Source organism: Amycolatopsis sp. AA4, from assembly GCF_002796545.1.
Classification (GTDB): Bacteria; Actinomycetota; Actinomycetes; order Mycobacteriales; family Pseudonocardiaceae; genus Amycolatopsis.
In genome coordinates this window covers 1,792,948-1,813,624 of sequence record NZ_CP024894.1, presented here as the reverse complement: position 1 = coordinate 1,813,624, position 20,677 = coordinate 1,792,948, and the positions used below count along the sequence as shown (strand labels likewise).

The following is a 20,677-nucleotide window of genomic DNA, read 5'->3' as shown; positions in this document are numbered from 1 at the left end:
GGAATCAACCAGGCCAAGCTCGATGCGTTATTTCAAGCTTTTGTTTTTCCGGAGTCCAACTCTACACCCTCTGAAGCTCAAGGCTTCGTCGGGGGCTGGTTCAGCTCCGGAGGTTTTGGGACCACCCACTCTACCACTACTGTGGGAGCTTGGTTCGTGGCCCCGGCGGCCGCCCGGTCTCCCTGGCGACGAAGAGAACATTACACGCCCCGAAACAGCCCTCGAACAGGGGGGTCCCTTTTTTCGCGCCAAGCCCCTGACCTGCGTCGATCCGGCGGCTCGGCACGAACGGCGGTCAGCCCGGCTCCCGCTCCCCGTGCGTCGCGATCACCGTGACCCCCACGAGGATCGCCGCGAGGACGGCCGTCACGTGGATCGGCGCCGGGCCGAACGACGCGGCGAGCACGAGCACCGCGGCCGCCGGGAAGCCGATCGCGATCGGGCGGCATTCGTTCGTCGGGCCGATGTGCAGCAGCCACACGCTCAGCAGGAAGAGCGCGACCGGGATCGTCACGGCCAGCGCGGTCACAACGCCGCTGACGTGCACCTGCCCGGCGTCGAAGCCGACCGCCAGCTCCAGCCCGGCGCCGACGGCCGCCGCGGAAGCGAAAATCAGGTAGTGCCCGTATCCCCAGCTCAGCGCGGTCCGCAGCGAGTTGCCGCGTTCGAGCCGGACGTGCCCGGGCTGGTCGAAGTACAGCCACCACATCGAGAACACCAGGACCAGGCCCGCGGCGGCGAGCGACACCAGCTCCCCGGTGTGCTCGCCCTCCGCGATCCCCTCCTTCACCGCGTTGGTGGCGCTGAGCACGGTCTCGCCGAGCACGATCAGCGTGAAAAGCCCGTACCGCTCGGCGATGTGGTGCGGGTGCCACGCGGTGCCCGACTGCCGCTCCGCCAGCACCGGCACCGCGAGTTCCAGGACGACCAGCACGAAGAACCCGATCAGCCCCGAGGCGCCGGGCAGCGCGAGCCGGACGATCCACAGGATCTGGCAGACCGTGATGCCGGCCGCGTAGAAGTACGCGGTCGTGCGAGTTTCCGGTGCTTGCCGTGCCGCGCGGAGCCACTGCGTGACCGCGGCCAGGCGCATCAGGACGTATCCGACGACCACGATCGCGAAGTCGCCCTCGAAGGCTTTGTCCACTCCGGCCGCGACGGTCAGGCCGCCGGCGATCTGGACGAGGGTGGCCAGCCGGTAGGGCACGTCGTCGGTGTCGAACGCCGACGCGAACCAGCTGAAGTTCAGCCAGCCCCACCAGATCGCGAAGAACACCATCGCGAAGCTGAGCACCCCGTGCCCGACGTGGCCTTCGGACAGCGCGTGGTGCAGCTGGGCGGCGGCCTGGCCGACGGCGACCACGAAACACAGGTCGAACAGCAGCTCCAGCGGCGTCGAGACGCGATGTCCTTCGCCGCTGTCGCGTGGTCGCATCGGCCGGTACCACACCCGGATCCGGTTGCCCGGCAACGACTCGTGAGCCATGTGCGCTCCCCTTTCCGCGGAACGCGGCCATCCCAACATGATCGACGGCATCGCGCGAGCGCGACATCCCGAGCGCCCGGAACCGGGTGAACCGGACGTCTCAGCGCAGCCGGACCGCCAGTTCGAAGACCGGATCGTCGAGGTCGGCCTGCCCGGGATCGCACAGGAAGATCTGCCGGGGCTGCCACTCCGCGTGCAGGTCGCGATCGGTGAGCCAGCGGTGCAGCGATTCGGCGCCGAGCGCGGTCAGCATGTTCGCCTTCGGCACGGTGACGTAAGCCTCGCGTCCGGCGTCGTCGGCGACACGCGTCATCTCCGGGAACGCGATTTCGCCGCTTTCGGGGTCGATCGGACAGCAGAATTCGACCAGGCCGTCGCTGTCGTTGCTGATTTCGCCGTGGTAGCGCAGGAACGGCCGGCCGGCGGCGCCTTCCGGGCGCGGGACTGCCGGTCCGCCGAAGAACGCGAACAGCGGGGCGGCGAACTCGCCGATCCGGTCGGCGGTCAGGTGCTCGGAGACGGCGAGCAGCGTGCGGGCGGGCATTTCGCGAACGGACACGTCGTACATCGGGGTTTCCTTCCCGGCCAGCTGGTCGAGGAAGAACCCGGCGAGTTCCCGCTTCGCACGCCACTCCCGCTCCTGCTCGTCCCAGTACGCGCGGACCTCGGCCGCCGCGGCTTCCGGCGGCAGGTCGAGGACGGTCCGGATCCGCGGCAGCGGCATTTCGATCCGGCGCAGCTGGACGACGCGGCGCGCCCGGTCGAGCTGGTCCGGCGAGTACCAGCGCTAGCCGGTGTCCGGGTCGACGCGGGCGGGCGGCAGCAGGTTCATCTCGTCGTACAGCCGCAGCGCTTTGGGCGAAAGGCGGGCCAGGCGCGCGAACGCGCCGATGGTCAGCAGGTCCGTCATGGGTTCTCCCTCGTTCGGAACAACTCCGAGCGTGGGGCCGGTCCCGAGGGGAAGGTCAAGCGGCGCGGACCAGACGGGCGCGTCGGCCGGGAAGGAGAAGGGCGGGCGGGCCCGGTTCCCCCTCGCCCGGGCCCGCCCCGTTGCCTTCGCGCGCACTCGGCCGGCCACTCCGGGCAGTGTCCCGGCGATTCGCCGTACGGTCCCCCGCGGACGCCGACGAATTTCGTACCGGGAAGCGACTCCGGGTGTCCATTCCCCGGAACTTCGGACTCCCAGGCCGCTCGGCCGATCGACCCATCCCCGGTCGATCGAACGAATTGCCACTGTAGGTAGCCAAAGTGTCGTTCTGAAGGCTCCATAAGGTCTACTCGGTTGCTCTGAGTAGCACTAGGGCCGAAGGTCACCTGTCACTCGGATGGAGTATCACCTGGTGGCGGTAAGTAGCTCACCGAATAGGGAGGATCAGCGTTGCGTGGTCACGTTCGGTGAATATTCGCGGCCGACTGCGCGGCTTCCTGGTCCTCCGACAGGATGGCACGCCGTCGGCGGGCGCGAAGTTCGAGGGTCGCGAAAGCCAGCGCGACCAGCGTGAGCCCTGCCGCGCAGCACATCGCGGCGGTGAGCGCGGTCTGGTGCCCGGACGTCGCGACCACCGATTCGAAGACCGAAGCCAGCACGGCCGTGCCGATCGCGGTGCCGATCCGCTGGCCGGTCTGCAGCGCTCCCCCGGCGACGCCGGCCAGCCGGTTCGGCACGCATTCGAGCGTGAGCGTCGTGTTCGGCGAGATCACCATCCCGCCGCCGATTCCTCCGATCAGCAACGGACCGGCCACCGCGAATCCCGCGGCCGACGGCGGCGCCCATTGCACGACCAACCCCACCGACAGCAGCGAGACCGCGACGATGCTCAGGCCCATGACGGTCAGCTTGCGGCCGAATCGGGCCACCAGACGTCCGGCGACAGCCGCCGTCACCGCCGAACTCAGCGCGAACGGCGTGACCGCCAGCCCCGACTGCAGCGGCGTGTATCCGAGGCCCTGCTGGAAGAACAGCGCGAACACCAGCCAGATCCCGGCGAACCCGCAGAAGTACAGCGCCCCGACCGCCGCGCCGCTCGCGTAGCCCGGCGTGCCGGTGAAGAGCCGGATGTCCAGCAGCGGCGGCCGGTTCCTTCGCGTGACCCGCCGTTCCCACCACACGAAGGCCGCGCCGAAGACGATCGCGACCCCGAACAGCCACCAGTACCGGCCGAGCCCGCCCCGTTCCGATTGCACGAGCGGCAGCAGCACGCCGAGCACCGCGACGGCGAGCAGCACGATCCCGGCGAAGTCGATTTCCGTGCGCAGCCGGAGTTTCCGCCCGTCCGCGCGGGGCAGCAGCTTCAGCGCGAGGCCGAACGCGATCGCGCCGATCGGCACGTTCACGTAGAACACCCACCGCCAGCCGTCCGGGTCGCCGAACAGCGCGAGGATCACGCCGCCGAGCACCGGCCCGACCGCGGTGGAGACGCCGACGACCGCGCCGAACATGCCGAACGCCCGGCCGCGTTCGGCACCGCGGAACAGGTCCTGGATCAGGCCGCTGTTCTGCGGCGTCAGCATGCCCGCGGCACAGCCCTGGGCGAGCCGGGCGGCGACAAGCGTCGCCGGGTCGGGGGCCGCGCCGGCGAGCGCGCTCGTCGCCACGAACGCGGCCAGCGCGATCAGGAACATCCGCCGGCGGCCCAGCGCGTCGCCGAGCCTGCCGCCGGTGACCAGGACCAGGCCGAACGCGAGCGCGTAGCCCGAGACCACCCACTGGATGGTGCCCGCGCCGGTCTTCAGGTCGCGCTGGATCGAGGGCAGAGCCGTGTTGACGATGCTGACGTCCAGCAGCGTCATGAACCCGGCGGTGAGGGTGACCGCGAGCGCCCGCCACCGGCGGGGATCCGGCTCCGCCCCGGTCATCAGGTGTTGGCGGTGATCCCAGGGATGCCCTTGAGCTCACCGATGAGCATCGAACTGACCTTCACCGGGTAATCGTAAAGCGCGAAGACCGTCTGGTTCTTGCCGACGAGCTTGAGGTGCACCGGCGTATCGCCCTTGTGCGCCAGCAGCGTCGACTTCAGCTCGCTGACCACGGCCTGGTCGATCTTCTCGGCGGCGGCCAGCAGCACCAGCGGCGGTTCCTCGTCGCCGTTGCCGATCTCGGAGAGGTCCAGCGGCACGAGCCCGCCGCCGAACACCGACATCTTGTCCTCGCGCCAGTTGACCCGGCCCTTCACCAGCACCGCGTTGTCCTCGACCAGGTCCGCGGCGAACATCGAGTACGCCTTGGCGAAGAACAGCACCTCGATCGCGGCGTCCATGTCCTCGACCGTGCAGATCGCCCACGGCTCGCCCTTTTTGTTGACCCGGCGTTCGAGCGAGGTGAGCAGGCCGGAAATGACGACCTCGCCCTCCTTCGGCGGGTCGGCGAGCAGCGCGGCGATCGGCTTCGGCGCGTGTTTGCGCAGGATGCGCTCAGCCCCGTCGAGCGGATGCGCCGACACGTACAGGCCCAGCATCTCGCGTTCGTAGGCGAGGAGCTGCTTGCGCGGGTACTCCTCCTCGCCGAACTTGAGGTGCGCGAGCGGCGAGGAGGACGGTGCCGCCTCGGCCGCGTCGTCGCCGCCGCCGAACGACCCGAAGAGGTCGAACTGGCCCATCGCTTCCTGGCGCTTGAGCGGCACGACGGCTTCCACCGCGTCCTCGTGCACCTGGATCATCGACAGCCGGGTGTGGCCCATGGAGTCGAACGCGCCCGCCTTGATCAGCGATTCGATCACCCGCTTGTTGCAGGCCACCAGCTCCGATTTGTCCAGGAAATCGGTGAACGAGGAGTACTTGCCCTTCTCCTCGCGCGTCTTGATGATCGACTCCACCACGTTCGCGCCCACGTTGCGCACCGCGCCCAGACCGAAGCGGATGTCGTTCCCGACGGCCGCGAACCGCAGCGCCGACTCGTTCACGTCCGGCGGCAGCACCTTGATCCCCAGCCGGCGGCACTCCGACAGATAGATCGCCGACTTGTCCTTGTTGTCGCCGACCGACGTGAGCAGCGCGGCCATGTACTCCGCGGTGTAGTTCGCCTTGAGGTAGGCGGTCCAGTACGCGATCAGGCCGTACGCGGCGGCGTGCGACTTGTTGAACGCGTACCCGGCGAACGGGAGAATCGTGTCCCACAGCGCCTTGACCGCTTCGGGCGAGAAACCGCCCTCGACCAGCGGGCTGGACTTCATGCCCTCTTCGAAGCCCTCGTACTCCTTCTCAAGGACTTCCTTCTTCTTCTTGCCCATCGCGCGGCGGAGCGTGTCCGCTCGGCCCATCGTGTAGCCCGCGACCTTCTGGGCGATCTGCATGATCTGCTCTTGGTAGACGATCAGGCCGTAGGTCTCGGACAGGATCTCCCGCAGCGGTTCCTCCAGCTGCGGGTGGATCGGCTTGATCTGCTGCCGGTTGTTCTTGCGGTCGGCGTAGTCGTTGTGCGCGTTCATGCCCATCGGGCCGGGCCGGTACAGCGCGAGCACCGCGATGATGTCCTCGAACCCGGTCGGCAGCATGCGCCGCAGCAGGTCGCGCATCGCGCCGCCGTCGAGCTGGAACACGCCGAGCGTGTCGCCCCGGCCGAGGAGCTTGTACGCCTCGGGGTCGTCGAAGCCGAGCCGGTCGAGGTCGATCTCCTCGCCGCGGTTGGCCTTGATGTTCTCCAGCGCGTCGCCGATGACGGTCAGGTTCCGCAGGCCGAGGAAGTCCATCTTCAGCAGGCCGATGGCCTCGCACGACGGATAGTCCCAGCCGGTGATGATCGAACCGTCGTCGCGCTGCCACACCGGGATCGCGTCGGTGAGCGGCTCGCTCGACATGATCACCGCGCAGGCGTGCACGCCGGCGTTGCGGATCAGGCCTTCGAGGCCGCGGGCGGTCTCGAAGATCGTCTTGCACTCCTCGTCGGTCTCGACCAGCGTGCGCACCTCGGCCGCTTCGGCGTAGCGCTCGTGCTTCGAGTCGACGATGCCCGACAGCGGGATGTCCTTGGCCATGATCGGCGGCGGCAGCGCCTTCGAGATCTTGTCCGCGATCGAGTAGCCCGGCTGGCCGAAGTGCACGCGGGCGGAGTCCTTGATCGCCGCCTTGGTCTTGATCGTGCCGAAGGTGATCACCTGCGCGACCCGGTCCGCGCCGTACTTGTCGGTGGCGTACCGGATCATCTCGCCGCGGCGGCGGTCGTCGAAGTCGATGTCGATATCGGGCATCGACATGCGCTCCGGGTTCAGGAACCGCTCGAACAGCAGCTTCTGCGGGATCGGGTCGAGGTTCGTGATGCCGAGCGCGTACGCGACGAGCGCGCCCGCCGCGGAACCTCGGCCGGGGCCGACCAGGATGCCGACCTCCCGCGCGTGCTGGATCAGGTCGGCGACGATGAGGAAGTAGGCCGGGAAGCCCTTCCCCTCGATGACGTTGAGTTCGTAGTCGCAGCGTTCCTCGTAGCCGTCCGGGATGCCGTCGGGGAACCGCCATTTGAGGCCCTCGGCGACCTGGTGCCGCAGCCAGGTGGCTTCGGTGTGGCCCTCGGGGACGTCGAAGACCGGCATCCGGTCCTTGTGCGCGTACACGTCCTCATACGACTCGACCCGCTCGGCGATCAGCAGCGTGTTGTCCGCCGCGCCCGGGACCTCCTTGTCCCAGTACTCCCGCATCTCCTGCGCCGACTTCAGGAAATAACCGTCCCCGTCGAACTTGAACCGGGTCGGGTCGTTCAGCGTCTTCCCCGCCTGCACGCACAGCAGCGCCGAGTGCGTGTCCGCCTGGTCCTTCGTCACGTAATGCGAATCGTTGGTGGCCAGCGGCGGCAGGTCCAGCAGCTTCCCGATCTCCAGCAGACCCTCCCGCACCGACCGCTCGATCGGCAGCCCGTGGTCCATCAGCTCCAGATAGAAATTCCCCGCGCCGAAAATGTCCTTGTAATCCGAGGCCGCCTGGATCGCCGCCTCCCGCTGCCCCAGCCGCAGGCGCGTCTGCACCTCGCCCGACGGACACCCCGTCGTCGCGATGATCCCCTCCGCGTTCTCCGCGATCAGCTCCCGGTCCATCCGCGGCTTCCGGTAATAGCCCTGGATCGACGCCAGCGACGACAGCTTGAACAGATTCCGCAACCCCGTCGCGTTCCCCGCGACCATCGTCATGTGCGTGTACGCACCGCCGCCCGAAACGTCCCCGCCCTCGCCGAACTCGTCCGACCCCCGCTGCGACGCCTGCCCCCAGAACACCGGCTTCTTGTGAAACCGGCTTTCCGGCGCGACGTACGCCTCGATCCCGATGATCGGCTTGATCCCGTGCTTCTTCGACGTCTGGAAAAACTCGTCCCCGCCGTACATGTTCCCGTGATCAGTCATCCCCACCGCGGGCATCCCCAACCGGGCCGCCTCCGCGAACAACGGGCCGATCTTCGCCGCACCGTCCAGCATGGAGTACTCGGTGTGGACGTGCAGGTGGACGAAAGAATCGTTCGACACCAGCGAAAACCTCCCCTAGGCAGACGGCTTCCCGGCTCCGGTCGACGCGGCGGGCCCGGGCAGTCCACCCTAGTCCGCCGCGGTCCGGCCGTTCCGTCTGGATCCTCTCTCTTCCGAAGGCCGAGCGCGCCCGCGACGCGCCGGGACGCGTTCGGCGTGGTGATCGCCGGTGCGCCCCTCAAGTACCCGGACACGGTCGCACCCGGCACCGACAAAACCGGGGCCGCCGGAAGCGGGGTCCGCGCGAAGTCACCCAGGAGCGTGAACCAGCCCACAACTGCCGAGCAAGGGGCCATGGCATCGCTTGACAGCGGCCGGGCCGGAACCGACGATCCGTCGCGTGAACCTGTCTGACAGCCGGGCAGCCGGACCGCTTCCCCGGCGCGTCAGCGCGATGGAAGCCGTCCTCGGCCACCTGCGGCAGGCGATCGAGCACGGCGAGTACGCGATCGGCGACCAGCTGCCGTCGGAGGCCGCGCTGAGCAGGGAGTTCGAGGTCAGCCGCTCGGTCGTGCGCGAGGCGCTGCGCGGGCTGCAGGCGCTCGGGCTGACCGTCTCGCGCACCGGCCGGGGCACGTTCGTCACCGCGAGCGGCCCGCCGGAGAACCCTACGTTCGGGGACTACTCGGCCCGCGACCTGGTCGAGGTGCGCCGGCACGTCGAGGTCCCGGTGGCCGCGTTCGCCGCGCGCCGCCGCGACGCGGACCAGCTCGCCCTGCTGCGCGATCTGGTCGACCGGATGGACGCCGAGACCGGGGACGCCGCGTGGGTGGCGCTCGACTCACAGTTTCACGTCACGATCGCACGGGCATCAGGCAATCCGGTGTTCGCGAAGGTGATCGAAGAGATCCGCGACGCGCTGGCCCGCCAGTCCGCCTTCCTGAACCAGCTCGGCGGACGGCGGACGCAGTCCAACGTCGAGCACCGGCGCATCGTCACGGCGATCGCCGAAGGCGAAGAAGACGCGGCGGCGGCCGCGATGACCGAGCATCTCGACCACGTCGAGAAGACCCTGACCACGATCGTACGGCCGGCGCGCGCCGGCGAAGCAGAAACAGGTACCACCGCGTGACTGAAGAAACCCTGCCCGCGCCTGCCGAGGCGGGCCCCGCCGACGCGGGCGACGCCGGATACCGCAAGGCACTGAAATCCCGGCACATCAACATGATCGCCATCGGCGGCGCGATCGGCACCGGACTGTTCCTCGGTGCCGGCGGACGGCTCGCGCAGGCAGGCCCGGCGCTCGCGATCGTGTACGCGGTGTGCGGGCTTTTCGCGTTCTTCGTGGTGCGCTCGCTCGGCGAACTGATCCTGCACCGCCCGTCGTCCGGCGCGTTCGTCTCCTACGCGCGCGAGTTCATGGGCGAGAAGGGCGCGTACGTCGCGGGCTGGATGCACTTCCTCAACTGGTCGACGACCGGTATCGCGGACATCACCGCGATCGCGCTGTACGCGCACTTCTGGTCGTTCTTCACGCCGATCCCGCAGTGGGTGCTGGCGCTGATCGCATTGGCGGTCGTGCTTTCGCTGAACCTCGTGTCGGTGAAGCTGTTCGGCGAGATGGAATTCTGGTTCTCGATCGTCAAGGTCGCCGCGCTGGTGCTGTTCCTGCTCGTCGGCATCTTCCTGCTGGTGACGCAGCATCCGATCGACGGCCACGTGCCCGGCCCGCAGCTGATCGCCGACCACGGCGGCGTGTTCCCGGCGGGCATCGTGCCGATGATCCTGATCGTGCAGGGCGTCGTGTTCGCCTACGCCTCGTGCGAGCTGGTCGGCGTCGCGGCGGGCGAAACCGAGAACCCGAAGAAGATCGTGCCCAAGGCGATCAACTCGATCATGTGGCGGATCGCGCTGTTCTACGTCGGTTCGGTCGTGCTGCTGGCGATGCTGCTGCCGTGGAACGCGTATTCCGCGGACCAAAGCCCGTTCGTCACGGTGCTGGCGAAACTGGGCGTGCCCTACGCGGACAGCATCATGAACCTGGTCGTGCTGACCGCCGCGCTGTCGAGCCTCAACTCGGGGCTGTACTCGACCGGGCGGATCCTGCGCTCGATGTCGCTGGCCGGGTCCGCGCCGAAGTTCACCGGCGTGATGAACCGCAACCAGGTGCCCTACGGCGGGATCCTGCTGACGTCGTCGGTGTGCGTGGTCGGCGTCGGGCTGAACTACGTGGTGCCGAAGGACGCGTTCGAGATCGTGCTGAACTTCGCCGCCGTCGGCATCCTCGGCACCTGGGCGATCATCGTGCTCAGCCACCTGCTCTTCGTGCGCAAGGCCAAGCGCGGCGAGGTGACCCGGCCCCATTTCCGCTTGCCGTTCTCGCCCTACACCGAAATCGCGACGCTCGCGTTCCTCGCCGCGGTCGTCGTGCTGATGGGCTTCGACAAGACCGGCCGGATCACCCTGCTGGCCCTGCCGGTGATCATCGTCGCACTGGTGGCCGGCTGGTTCGTCGTGCGCAAGCGGATCGACATGAGCGCGTTCGACAAGGCGGAAGCGTCGTGATCCCCCCGCAAGAACGCGAACCTCGGCACGTCCCGCTGGTCCACCTCCTGCGCGACGGAATGGTCGAAGGCGTCCACCACGGTTCGGTCGTCGTGCTCGCGGCCGACGGTTCGACCCTGTTCGAGGCAGGCGACCCCGATGTCGCGATGTACCCGCGCTCGACCGCGAAACCGTTGCAAGCCACCGCGATGGCCCGGTTAGGACTGCGCCTGGACCCGTCCGGTTTCGCCATCGCCGCCGCCAGCCACTCCGGCGAACCACGGCATCTCGAAGCAGCAGCCGCCGTCCTGGAAAGCCGCGGCTTCACCGAAGCCGACCTGGGCAACCCCGCCGACCTCCCGTACGACCCGGTCGAACGGGACGCCTGGATCGCCGAGGGACGAAAGCCGTCGAAGCTCGCCCACAACTGCTCCGGCAAGCACGCCGCGATGCTGGCCGTCTGCCGCGAACAGCAGTGGGACACCGACGGCTACCTAGATCCAGCACACCCGCTGCAGCGCGCGATCCGGGAAACCGTCGAGGATCTGACCGAACAACCGGTCCCGCGAGTAGCCACGGACGGCTGCGGCGCCCCCTTGTTCGCACTCTCCCTGCGGGGCTTGGCGAGGGCTGCTTCACGGATCGCGACCGCACCGGACGATTCGCCGGAATCGTTGGTAGCCAACGGAATCCGGCAGCACCCGGACCTGGTGGCCGGAACCCGACGCGACGTCACTCGGCTCATGCAAGCCGTGCCGGGACTGATCGCGAAGGACGGCTTCGAGGCAGTCCAGCTCGCCGCATTGCCGAACGGAACCGCAGTAGCGCTGAAGATCGCGGACGGCGGCGACCGGGCTCGGCCAGCGGTACTCGCGGCGGCGTTGGCACGAGCAGGCGTCGACAGGAACCTGCTGACCCAGTTCAGCAACCCCGCACTCCGAGTGACAGAACCACTAGCCGCCTGACCGCACCGACACACGCAACCAGCGAGGCACCCACCCCTCCCCCAACCCCGATACGAAGCCTCCCTGCGGGCGGCGGGTCCTTGTCAAGGCATCTTTCCCGCCTTGACAAGGACCCGCCGCCCGTCAGCACAATCAAACTTCGGGGTGCCCCACGCAACCCAAGGACGGCAATGTCGCCGCCAGGCGACGAGCCGCCCACCCAGCGTAAATTCGACCAGGTGCTGAACCGAATCGTCGACCGACTTCTCGGTCTCCCCGCCGCCGAAGCCCCCGCTCCCGCCGTCGCCAAGGGCCTGCGCGTCCCGATGCACGACGGCACCCACCTCCTGGCCGACCGCTACACCCCGCCCGGCCTGACCACCGGCCCGGTAGTCCTGATCCGCACCCCCTACGGGCGCACCGGCCCCCTCGCCAAGCTGTTCGGCGAAACGTTCGCAAGGCACGGCCTCCAAACCGTCCTCCAAAGCACCCGGGGCACCTTCGGCTCCGAAGGCGAATTCCGCCCGTTCCACACCGAACGCGAGGACGGCATCGCCACCGCCGAATGGCTCCGCGCCCAACCCTGGTGCGACGGCCGGATCGCGATGGCGGGCGCGAGCTACCTGGGCCACACCCAGTGGGCGGTCGGCCCGTACCTGGACCCGCCGCTGGAAGCCATGTGCCTCGCCATCACCGCGTCGGAATTCGTCAGCACGTTCTATCCGGGCGGGGTGCTCGCGGCGGACAACATGGTGTCCTGGTCGGCCCTGATCGGGAAGCAGGAGGAGCGGTTCGCCGCGCTGCCGAACCCGCTGCAGACGCGGCGCACGCGCAAGGCGATGGCGTATCTGCCGATCGCGGGCGCGGACGTGGCGGCGATCGGCAAGCCGGTGCGCTTCCTGAAGGACGTCACCGAGCACGCGGAGCCGGACGACGACTTCTGGCGGATGTCCGACCACAGCGCCGAGGTCGCGAAGCTCGAGGTGCCGGTCAGCATGGTCACCGGCTGGTACGACCTGTTCATCCGCGCGCAGCTGCGGGACTTCCGCACGCTGCAGGACGCCGGGCGGTCGCCGCGGATCACCGTCGGCCCGTGGTCGCACGGCGAACCGGCCAGCTTCCCCACGCTGATCCAGGACCAGCTCGGCTTCCTGCGCGCGCATCTCGCCGGCGACCGCACGCAGCTGCAGCGCTCCCCGGTGCGGATTTTCCTGCAGAAGGCGTCGACCTGGCTCGATTTCGACCACTGGCCGCCCGCTTCCGAGCCCACGCACGCGCACCTGCGGCCGGTCGGCGGCCTCGGCGAAACGGTGCCCGGCGAGGCCCGGCCCACGCCGTTCGCCTACGACCCGGCGGACCCGACCCCGGCCGTCGGCGGACCGTTGCTGATGGGGAAGAGCAAGCAGCGCGACAATTCCGCGGTCGAGGCGCGCGACGACGTGCTGGTGTTCACCGGCGAACCGCTGGTGAACGACGTCGACGTGATCGGCGACGTGTCCGCCACCGTGTTCGTGCGGACCGAACTGCCGCACGCCGACGTGTACGTGCGGCTGTGCGACGTCGACCCCAACGGCATCTCGCGCAACGTCACCGACGGCATCCTCCGGCTGCGTCCGGGCGCGCCGGAACCCGATGCCGACGGAGTGGTGCGGGCCGAGGTGGAACTCGACCCGACCGCGTACCGCTTCCGCCGCGGGCACCGGTTGCGCGTGCAGGTCGCGGGCGGAGCGTTTCCCCGGTTCGCGCGCAATCACGGTACGGGAGAACGGGTTTCGTCCGCGGTGCGCGGCACGCCGAACCGCTTCGAGGTGTTCCACGACGAGACGCGGCCGTCGCGGGTCACGCTGCCGGTTTTTACTCGGTGACCGCGCGCTGATGCGTCGTCAGCCTGCCGTCGTCGTGCAGCACGTGCAGCAGGAGCGACGGCGGGCTGACGAAGTCCAGCGGCCCGCCCTCGTCCCAGCCGCGGCCCGCGCCGGGTTCCACCGGCAGCAGTGAGCCGGACACGACCCCCGGCGCGATCCGTACTGGCACGCCCGCGAACTCCGTTGCCGCGCCGGTGTGCACGTGTCCGCACAGCAGCGCCGCCACGCCCGGATGCCGTTTCAGCACGGCGGCGAGCCGGTCTTCGCCGGTCTGGCGGATCGCGTCCACCAGCGGCACCCCGACATCGAGCGGCGGGTGGTGGAACGCGACGAACGAGGGACCGTCGTGTGCGGCGAGCGTTTCGTCCAGCCAGGCGAGCGTTTCGTCGGCGAGGTAGCCCGCGCCCTTGCCCGGGATCGTCGAATCGCACGACACGAGCAGCACCTCGGCCACCTTGGTCGCGGTGTTCACCGGCGCGTCGCTGGCCGGTTCTCCCAGCAGCGCCTCGCGAAACGGCGCGCGGACGTCGTGATTGCCGGGACAGACCACCACCGGTACCGGAAGGTCCAGCAGTTCGGCCGCGCGCCGGTATTCCCCGGGGAGGCCGTGATCGGCGAGGTCGCCGGTGGCGAACACGGCGTCGACCGGTTTTTCGAGGTTTCGCAGGTACCGCGTCACCGCCGCGGCCCGTGCGTCGGCGCGCTCGCTGCCGTCGAGGTGGATGTCGGACAAATGCGCGAAAACTCGCACCGGATCAGCTCCCCTTCAAGTACGTCAACGCTTTCACCCAGTTCCGGACGAGCAGCGCGGACGCGCCGGGCAGGTCGTTCGCCCGCAGGGCCGCCGCGATCTCGCGGTGTTCGGCCACGCTCTCCGCCACCCGGTCCCGCCCGCCGAAGTATGCCGTCTCGTAGCGTTTGAGCAACGGCTTTGTCTGCTCGATCAAGCGCAGCAGATGCGGGTTGTCGCAGCGGGACGTGAGCAGCGCGTGCCAACGGTCGTCCGCCGCGGGCAGGTCGGCGGAATCCGCGATCTCGTCGGAAATCCGGTCGAGCGCGTCCGGTAGCGAAGCGAGTTCGAGCGGCGACGTCCACCGCAGCGCGAGCGCTTCCAGCTCGGCGACCAGCGGGTACAGCCGGCGCGCCTCCTGCGGATCGAACGGCGCGACCAGGAATCCGCGACCCGGCGCGGCGACGAGCAGGCCGCGGTCGGCCAGCCCGATGAGCGCCTCGCGCAGCGGGGTCCGGGAGACGCCCAGCTCGTTGGCCAGGTGGACCTCGTTGACCCGGCTGTCCGCGGGAAGCCGTCCGTCGAGTACGCGCGCGGTGATCTCTTCGAGAAGTTCCCCGCGCATGAGCCTCTTGACCATGCGGCGAGTATTGCACACAGTTAGCCTGTACTGTATTCAGTTCATATGGCCAGCTCTTTCGATGTCGACCGCGCAAGGCATGAAACCCCCGGATGCGTCGGAGTCGCGCACTTCAACAACGCCGGCTCCGCCCTCCCTCCCGCCCGGGTCACCGACACCGTGATCGACTATCTGCGCACCGAATCCCTGCTCGGCGGCTACGAAGCGGCCGAACAGGCCAGAGGCCGCCTCGACGGCGTGTACGCCTCGGTCGCGCGGCTGCTCAACGCCGCTCCGGACGACATCGCGCTCAGCGACAACGCGACCCGCTCGTGGCAGGCGATCTTCTACGCGCTGCCGTTCGGACCGGGCGACCGGATCCTCACCGCGAGCGCCGAATACGCCAGCAACGCCATCGCCTACCTCCAGATCGCGCGCCGGACCGGAGCGACCGTGGAGGTCGTGGACGCCGACGAAACCGGCCAGCTCGACGTCGCCGACCTGCGCCGCCGGATCGGCTCCGACGTCAAGCTCATCGCGGTGACCCACGTCCCGACGCAGGGCGGTTTGGTGAACCCCGCCGAGGAAATCGGCGCCGTCGCGCGCGAGGCAGGCATCCCGTTCCTGCTCGACGCGTGCCAGTCGGCCGGGCAGCTCGACCTCGACGTCGAACGCATCGGCTGCGACGCCCTGACCTCCACCGGCCGCAAGTACCTGCGCGGCCCGCGCGGCACCGGCTTCCTGTACGTGCACCCGCGCCTGCGCGACCGCCTCGAACCGGCGATGCTCGACCTGCACTCGGCCACGTGGACCTCCCCGACCGAGTACGTCGTCGACCCGACCGCGAAGCGCTTCGAGGTATGGGAACGCGACTACGCCGCAGTACTCGGCCTCGGCGCGGCAGTGGACTACGCGCTGGAATGGGGCCTGCCCGCGATCGAGGAACGAGTCACCGCCCTGGCCGCGACCCTGCGCTCCCGCCTGGCCGAACTGAGCCGCGTCACCGTGCACGACGCGGGCGCGCGCAAGTGCGGCCTCGTGACCTTCAGCGTCGATGGAGTGCCCGCGGACGAGATCAAGGACCGCCTGAACGCGGCGAAGATCAACACGAGCGTCGCGCACGCGTCGTCGGCGCAGTACGACTTCACCGCCCGCCGCCTGCCGGACCTGGTCCGCGCGTCGGTGCACTACTACAACACCGAGGAGGAGATCGACCGGCTGACCGCGGAGGTCGCCGCGCTCGCGCGCTGAGCAGAGATCACCCGTTTGACGCAGTATCCAGCGCCGCCGAAGCCGCCTCTTGTCTCGCGTACACCCGCGGAGTGCGCCACGGCCGGGCTTGTCGAGGGGGCAGGCCCGACGGGGCAGGGGGAGGAAAGAGAAGGCCTCCTGGGCCGGGATTGATGGGGGAACCCGGCCCAGGGGCCTTCTCTCGCGCCTAGGTTTCGCCACGGCCCCTGGGCGGGCAGCAGTCCAAAGTAGACAGTGCCGACGAGCGCGATGCCGACCGCGAACGCCGGGTTGAGCGTGCCGCGGGCCGAACCGGCGTGGTCGGCAGGAGGGACGACCCGGTCCGGACGGCCGAGAATCCCAGCGCCGGCTGCTTGAACAGGCTGGGTTCGCCGAGCACCGTCTTGCCTGCCCGGCACCGCGCCGTCGGAAGCGATCCGCCGTTACGCCGATCGGTCGCCCTGCTGAGCCGGATGCTCGGGCTCGACGACGTCCCTCCGCCGTCCTCCTGAGAGCAGGGTTCCGGGCGAAAAGAAAACCCTGTCCGGTGGACAGAATCCACCGGACAGGGCGAAACCCGAAAGGCTGGTGGGCGCAGCAGGGATCGAACCTGCGACCGCTCGGGTGTAAACCGAGTGCTCTCCCGCTGAGCTATGCGCCCGCACGCCGGAGCAGGGAAATCCCCGCCCCGGCGGACGAAACCTGGTCAGGCGGCGGTCAGTTCCTCGACCGCCTTCTTCCACCCCGCCTGGTCGCGCGCCTCGCCCGGCGCGTTGACCTCGGCGAAGCGAACCACGCCTTCGGTGTCGATCAGGAAGGTGCCGCGGACGGCGAGCCCGGCCTGGTCGTTGAAGACGCCGTACTTCTGCGCCACCTCGCCGTGCGGCCAGAAGTCCGACAGCAGCGGGAACTGGTAGCCCTCCTGCTCGGCCCACGCCTTGAGCGAGAACGGCGTGTCGACCGAAACGCCCAGCACCTGGACGCCCTTGCCGTCGTAGTCGCCGAACTCGTCGCGCAGCTGGCACAGTTCGCCGGTGCAGATCCCGCTGAAAGCAAACGGGTAGAACACCAGCAGGACCGGCTTGTCGCCCTTGAACTGCGACAGCGTGACCGGCTGCTTGTTGTAGTCGTTGAGCGTGAAGTCAGGGGCCTGCGAACCGACCTCGACGGCCATACCGGCGATTCCTCTCCAGAGCGAACACGAGCGTGCCCGCCCACCCTATCGCGGCCTCAGCGCTGCTTGGCCTTCGAGGACTTCGGCGACACCAGCCGGGTGCCCAGCCAGCCCGGGCCCACGCTGATGTTCGCCGTCTGGGCGAGCCCGACCTGGGGCACCGCCTCGGCGATGTCGCTGGGCTCGACGTGCCCGGGCTGCCCGGTCTTCGGGGTCAGCACCCAGATCACGCCGTTCTCGTCCAGCGGACCGCGCGCGTCGACCAGCGCGTCCCCGAGGTCTCCGTCGTTGTCGCGCCACCACAGCAGCACAACGTCGATGACCTCCTGCGCGTCTTCGTCGAGGAGCTCACCGCCGATGGTTTCCTCGATCGCCGCGCGGACGTCGTCGTCGACGTCCTCGTCCCAGCCGATCTCCTGGACCACCATGTCCGGCTTGATGCCAAGGCTCTCGGCGACGCCGGCGTTGCCTGCGTCTCCCGCGGCGACCACTGCTTCCACTCCTCCAACTACGACGGAGCGCGGCGGTAGGTCCGCCGCACTCGGATACACGGTTGTCGAACAGCGAACACTGACGCGGCGCTGCGCGCAACCGTCCACACCGGATCTTTGGCAAGTCGTGTCTGCAGCGTAGGGGCTTGCCGCCGGATCGCCCGACTCCGGGTGGCACTCAGTACCCCACCACTGCGCGCCTCTCCCCGGGAGCCTCCTTTAGGGTGGAGGAGAGAAAACGCGCGCGCGATACACCGTGCGCGGGGAGTGGCGACACTCGGGCGGCCGATGTTACCGGGCAGTACAGGTGACGGGAACCCCAACCGGGACGACCATGGACGTCGGCGAGCACTCCCGCCCACCAGCTACAACGGCTACAACCAGCTACAAGGAGACCCCTTGGCCCCGCAGAACGACGGCGCCTCCGGCAAGGAGACCCCGGCTCGCGTACGCGTCATCCGTGACGGACTCGCGGCGCACCTTCCCGACATCGACCCGGAAGAGACCAGCGAATGGCTGGACTCCTTCGACGAGGCGCTGGCGCGAGGGGGCCAGCAGCGGGCCAGGTACCTGATGCTGCGCATCCTCGAGCGCGCCCGGGAGCGCAACGTCGGCGTCCCGGCGCTCACGTCCACCGACTACGTGAACACGATCCCCACCGAGAACGAACCGTGGTTCCCGGGCGACGAGGAGATCGAGCGCCGCTACCGCCGCTACATCCGCTGGAACGCGGCGATCATGGTGCACCGCGCGCAGCGGCCGGGCGTCGGCGTCGGCGGCCACATCTCGACCTACGCCTCGTCGGCGGCGCTCTACGAGGTGGGCTTCAACCACTTCTTCCGCGGCAAGGACCACTCCGGCGGCGGCGACCAGGTCTTCTTCCAGGGCCACGCCTCCCCCGGCATGTACGCGCGCGCGTTCCTCGAGGGCCGCCTCACCGAGCAGCAGCTCGACGGGTTCCGCCAGGAGTACAGCCACGCGGGCGAGGGCGGCGGCCTGCCGTCGTACCCGCACCCGCGGCTGATGCCGGAGTTCTGGGAGAACCCGACGGTGTCGATGGGCCTCGGCCCGATGAACGCGATCTACCAGGCGCGGTTCAACCGCTACCTGCACGACCGCGGGATCAAGGACACCTCCGACCAGCACGTGTGGGCGTTCCTCGGCGACGGCGAGATGGACGAGGCCGAATCGCGCGGCCTGATCCACGTGGCCGCGGGCGAGGGCCTGGACAACCTGACCTTCGTGATCAACTGCAACCTGCAGCGGCTCGACGGCCCGGTGCGCGGCAACGGCAAGATCATCCAGGAGCTCGAGGCGTACTTCCGCGGCGCGGGCTGGAACGTGATCAAGGTCATCTGGGGTCGCGAGTGGGACTCGCTGCTGCACGCGGACCGCGACGGCGCGCTGGTCAACCTGATGAACGTCACGCCGGACGGCGACTACCAGACGTACAAGGCCAACGACGGCGCCTTCGTCCGGGAGCACTTCTTCGGCCGCGACCCGCGCACGAAGGACCTGGTCAAGGACCTCACCGACCAGGAGATCTGGAACCTCAAGCGCGGCGGCCACGACTACCGCAAGGTGTACGCGGCGTACAAGGCGGCCATGGAGCACTCCGGCCAGCCGACGGTGATCCTGGCGCACACGATCAAGGGCTACGGCCTCGGCCCGGCGTTCGAGGGCCGCAACGCCACGCACCAGATGAAGAAGCTCACGCTCGACGACCTGAAGCTGTTCCGCGACACCCAGCGGATCCCGATCAGCGACGAGGAGCTCGAGCGCGACCCGAAGCTGCCGCCGTACTACCACCCGGGCCCGGACTCGCCGGAGATCGAGTACATGCGCGGCCGCCGCAAGGCGCTGGGCGGGTACCTGCCGGAGCGCCGCCCGAAGACCGCCAAGGCGCTCGTGCTGCCCGGCGACAAGGTCTACGAGGGCGTCCGCAAGGGCTCGGGCAAGCAGGAGGTCGCCACCACGATGGCGATCGTCCGGCTCATCCGCGAGCTGGCGAAGGACTCGGAGATCGGCAAGCGGATCGTCCCGATCATCCCGGACGAGGCCCGCACGTTCGGCCTCGACTCGATGTTCCCGACCGCCAAGATCTACAACCCGCACGGCCAGACCTACACCTCGGTCGACGCGAGCCTGATGCTGGCGTACAAGGAGTCCGAGAAGGGCCAGCTGCTGCACGAGGGCATCAACGAGGCGGGTTCCACCGCGTCGTTCACCGCCGTCGGCACGTCGTACGCGACGCACGGCGAGCCGATGATCCCGATCTACATCTTCTACTCGATGTTCGGGTTCCAGCGCACCGGCGACGGCCTGTACGCGGCGGCGGACCAGATGGCCCGCGGCTTCGTGCTCGGCGCCACCGCCGGCCGCACCACGCTGACCGGCGAGGGCCTGCAGCACGCGGACGGGCACTCGCTGCTGCTGGCGGCGACGAACCCGGCCGTGGTGGCCTACGACCCGGCCTACTCGTTCGAGATCGCCCACATCGTCAAGGACGGCCTGCGCCGGATGTACGGCGAGACCGGACCGGACGGCAACGGCGAGAACATCTTCTACTACATCACCATCTACAACGAGCCGTACCAGCAGCCGGCCGAGCCGGAGAGCCTGGACGTCGACGGCGTCCTGAAGGGCCTCTACCGGTACTCCGACGCGCCCGAGGGCGACGGCCCGGAGGTTCAGGTGCTGGTTTCCGGCGTCACGATGCCGGACGCGCTCAAGGCGCAGAAGATGCTGGCCGAGGAGTGGGGCGTGCGGGCCGCGGTGTGGTCGGCCACGTCGTGGGGCGAACTGCGCCGCGAAGCGGTCGAGATCGACCACGAGAACCTGCTGCACCCGGACCAGACGCCGCGGGTCCCGTACGTCACGCAGAAGCTGTCCGAGGTCTCCGGCCCGGTCGTGGCCGTGTCGGACTGGATGCGCGCGGTGCCGGACCTGATCCGCCCGTGGGTGCCCACCGACATGCTCACGCTCGGCACCGACGGGTTCGGCTTCTCCGACACCCGCCCGGCCGCGCGGCGCAAGTTCCTGGTGGACGCCGAGTCGATCACCGTCGGCGCGCTGTCCGCGCTCGCCAAGCGCGGCGAGTTCGACCAGGCGAAGGTCGCCGAGGCGGCGCGCCGCTACCGGCTCGACGACGTGGCGGCCGCCGGGCCGCAGACGTCCGACTCCGGCAACGCGTGACCGTTGCTCAATGCAG

General features: G+C 69.2%; 15 protein-coding genes and 1 tRNA gene. 6 read left to right on the top strand and 10 right to left on the bottom strand.

The genetic code is table 11. The features are described from left to right. Positions 1–295: 295 nt before the first annotated feature. The 5 genes from CU254_RS08675 to dnaE all read right to left on the bottom strand — a co-directional run bounded on the left by CU254_RS08675 (position 296) and on the right by dnaE (position 7,929). On the bottom strand, positions 296–1,486 hold the full coding sequence (locus tag CU254_RS08675) for a low temperature requirement protein A (protein ID WP_037713010.1): 1,191 nt from the start codon (positions 1,484–1,486) through the stop codon (positions 296–298). Between the two features lie 100 nt (positions 1,487–1,586). Then, a complete protein-coding gene (locus tag CU254_RS08670) occupies positions 1,587–2,210 on the bottom strand; it encodes a hypothetical protein (RefSeq protein ID WP_009074731.1) in 624 nt (207 codons plus the stop codon). Between the two features lie 63 nt (positions 2,211–2,273). Beyond that, positions 2,274–2,396 (bottom strand): MerR family DNA-binding transcriptional regulator, encoded by a 123-nt coding sequence (locus CU254_RS43985; protein WP_234392809.1) that lies wholly within the window; start codon positions 2,394–2,396, stop codon positions 2,274–2,276. 476 nt (positions 2,397–2,872) lie between these two features. Then, positions 2,873–4,342 (bottom strand): MFS transporter, encoded by a 1,470-nt coding sequence (locus CU254_RS08665; protein ID WP_009074729.1) that lies wholly within the window; start codon positions 4,340–4,342, stop codon positions 2,873–2,875. Then, complete coding sequence (dnaE, locus tag CU254_RS08660) at positions 4,342–7,929, bottom strand: DNA polymerase III subunit alpha (protein ID WP_009074725.1); 3,588 nt, start codon at positions 7,927–7,929, stop codon at positions 4,342–4,344. The genes CU254_RS08665 and dnaE overlap by 1 nt, the downstream gene beginning before the upstream one ends. A 394-nt stretch (positions 7,930–8,323) precedes the next feature. Between dnaE and CU254_RS08655 the strand changes: the two genes are divergently transcribed. The 4 genes from CU254_RS08655 (at position 8,324) to CU254_RS08640 (ending at position 13,222) form a co-directional block, all read left to right on the top strand. Then, the gene (locus CU254_RS08655; RefSeq protein WP_037713009.1) at positions 8,324–9,001 is read left to right on the top strand and encodes a FadR/GntR family transcriptional regulator; all 678 of its coding nucleotides are present in this window, start codon (positions 8,324–8,326) and stop codon (positions 8,999–9,001) included. Continuing rightward, positions 8,998–10,434, top strand: coding sequence for an amino acid permease (locus tag CU254_RS08650; protein WP_009074722.1), 1,437 nt, complete (start codon positions 8,998–9,000; stop codon positions 10,432–10,434). Before CU254_RS08655 ends, CU254_RS08650 begins: the two co-directional genes overlap by 4 nt. Next, on the top strand, positions 10,434–11,378 hold the full coding sequence (locus CU254_RS08645) for an asparaginase (protein WP_037716795.1): 945 nt from the start codon (positions 10,434–10,436) through the stop codon (positions 11,376–11,378). The genes CU254_RS08650 and CU254_RS08645 overlap by 1 nt, the downstream gene beginning before the upstream one ends. 218 nt (positions 11,379–11,596) lie before the next feature. After that, positions 11,597–13,222: a CocE/NonD family hydrolase gene (locus CU254_RS08640; RefSeq protein ID WP_037716793.1), complete on the top strand. Its 1,626-nt coding sequence runs from the start codon at positions 11,597–11,599 to the stop codon at positions 13,220–13,222. Here CU254_RS08640 and CU254_RS08635 read toward each other — a convergent pair. Together CU254_RS08635 and CU254_RS08630 are read right to left on the bottom strand one after the other, a co-directional pair. Continuing rightward, a complete protein-coding gene (locus CU254_RS08635) occupies positions 13,212–13,973 on the bottom strand; it encodes a metallophosphoesterase (RefSeq protein WP_009074716.1) in 762 nt (253 codons plus the stop codon). The genes CU254_RS08640 and CU254_RS08635 overlap by 11 nt on opposite strands. Before the next feature lie 4 nt (positions 13,974–13,977). Continuing rightward, the gene (locus CU254_RS08630; RefSeq protein ID WP_037713007.1) at positions 13,978–14,592 is read right to left on the bottom strand and encodes a GntR family transcriptional regulator; all 615 of its coding nucleotides are present in this window, start codon (positions 14,590–14,592) and stop codon (positions 13,978–13,980) included. Between the two features lie 45 nt (positions 14,593–14,637). Here CU254_RS08630 and CU254_RS08625 point away from each other — a divergent pair, with 45 nt between their 5' ends. After that, positions 14,638–15,822: an aminotransferase class V-fold PLP-dependent enzyme gene (locus tag CU254_RS08625; protein WP_009074714.1), complete on the top strand. Its 1,185-nt coding sequence runs from the start codon at positions 14,638–14,640 to the stop codon at positions 15,820–15,822. A 565-nt stretch (positions 15,823–16,387) separates the two neighbouring features. On the opposite strand, the gene CU254_RS08620 is transcribed toward CU254_RS08625, so the two are convergent. From CU254_RS08620 to CU254_RS08610, 3 genes are all read right to left on the bottom strand, one after another. After that, a tRNA-Val gene (locus CU254_RS08620) sits at positions 16,388–16,462 on the bottom strand. A 45-nt stretch (positions 16,463–16,507) separates the two neighbouring features. Next, a complete protein-coding gene (locus CU254_RS08615; RefSeq protein WP_009074712.1) occupies positions 16,508–16,975 on the bottom strand; it encodes a peroxiredoxin in 468 nt (155 codons plus the stop codon). Positions 16,976–17,031: 56 nt separating this feature from the next. Then, positions 17,032–17,466 carry a DUF3052 domain-containing protein gene (locus tag CU254_RS08610; protein ID WP_009074710.1) on the bottom strand — a complete coding sequence of 145 codons (435 nt, stop codon included), beginning with the start codon at positions 17,464–17,466 and terminating at the stop codon, positions 17,032–17,034. Positions 17,467–17,865: 399 nt separating this feature from the next. Here CU254_RS08610 and aceE point away from each other — a divergent pair, with 399 nt between their 5' ends. Beyond that, positions 17,866–20,661 carry a pyruvate dehydrogenase (acetyl-transferring), homodimeric type gene (gene aceE, locus CU254_RS08605; protein ID WP_009074709.1) on the top strand — a complete coding sequence of 932 codons (2,796 nt, stop codon included), beginning with the start codon at positions 17,866–17,868 and terminating at the stop codon, positions 20,659–20,661. Positions 20,662–20,677 lie beyond the last annotated feature (16 nt).

What these genes read in the sequence shown, in the direction of transcription:
- CU254_RS08670 (WP_009074731.1), bottom strand. Translation starts at nt 2,210, where the DNA reads ATGCCGCTGCCGCGGATCCGGACCGTCCTCGACCTGCCGCCGGAAGCC.
- CU254_RS08630 (WP_037713007.1), bottom strand. Translation starts at nt 14,592, where the DNA reads ATGGTCAAGAGGCTCATGCGCGGGGAACTTCTCGAAGAGATCACCGCG.
- CU254_RS43985 (WP_234392809.1), bottom strand. Translation starts at nt 2,396, where the DNA reads ATGACGGACCTGCTGACCATCGGCGCGTTCGCGCGCCTGGCCCGCCTT.
- CU254_RS08625 (WP_009074714.1), top strand. Translation starts at nt 14,638, where the DNA reads ATGGCCAGCTCTTTCGATGTCGACCGCGCAAGGCATGAAACCCCCGGA.
- CU254_RS08665 (WP_009074729.1), bottom strand. Translation starts at nt 4,342, where the DNA reads ATGACCGGGGCGGAGCCGGATCCCCGCCGGTGGCGGGCGCTCGCGGTC.
- CU254_RS08615 (WP_009074712.1), bottom strand. Translation starts at nt 16,975, where the DNA reads ATGGCCGTCGAGGTCGGTTCGCAGGCCCCTGACTTCACGCTCAACGAC.
- CU254_RS08655 (WP_037713009.1), top strand. Translation starts at nt 8,324, where the DNA reads ATGGAAGCCGTCCTCGGCCACCTGCGGCAGGCGATCGAGCACGGCGAG.
- CU254_RS08675 (WP_037713010.1), bottom strand. Translation starts at nt 1,486, where the DNA reads ATGGCTCACGAGTCGTTGCCGGGCAACCGGATCCGGGTGTGGTACCGG.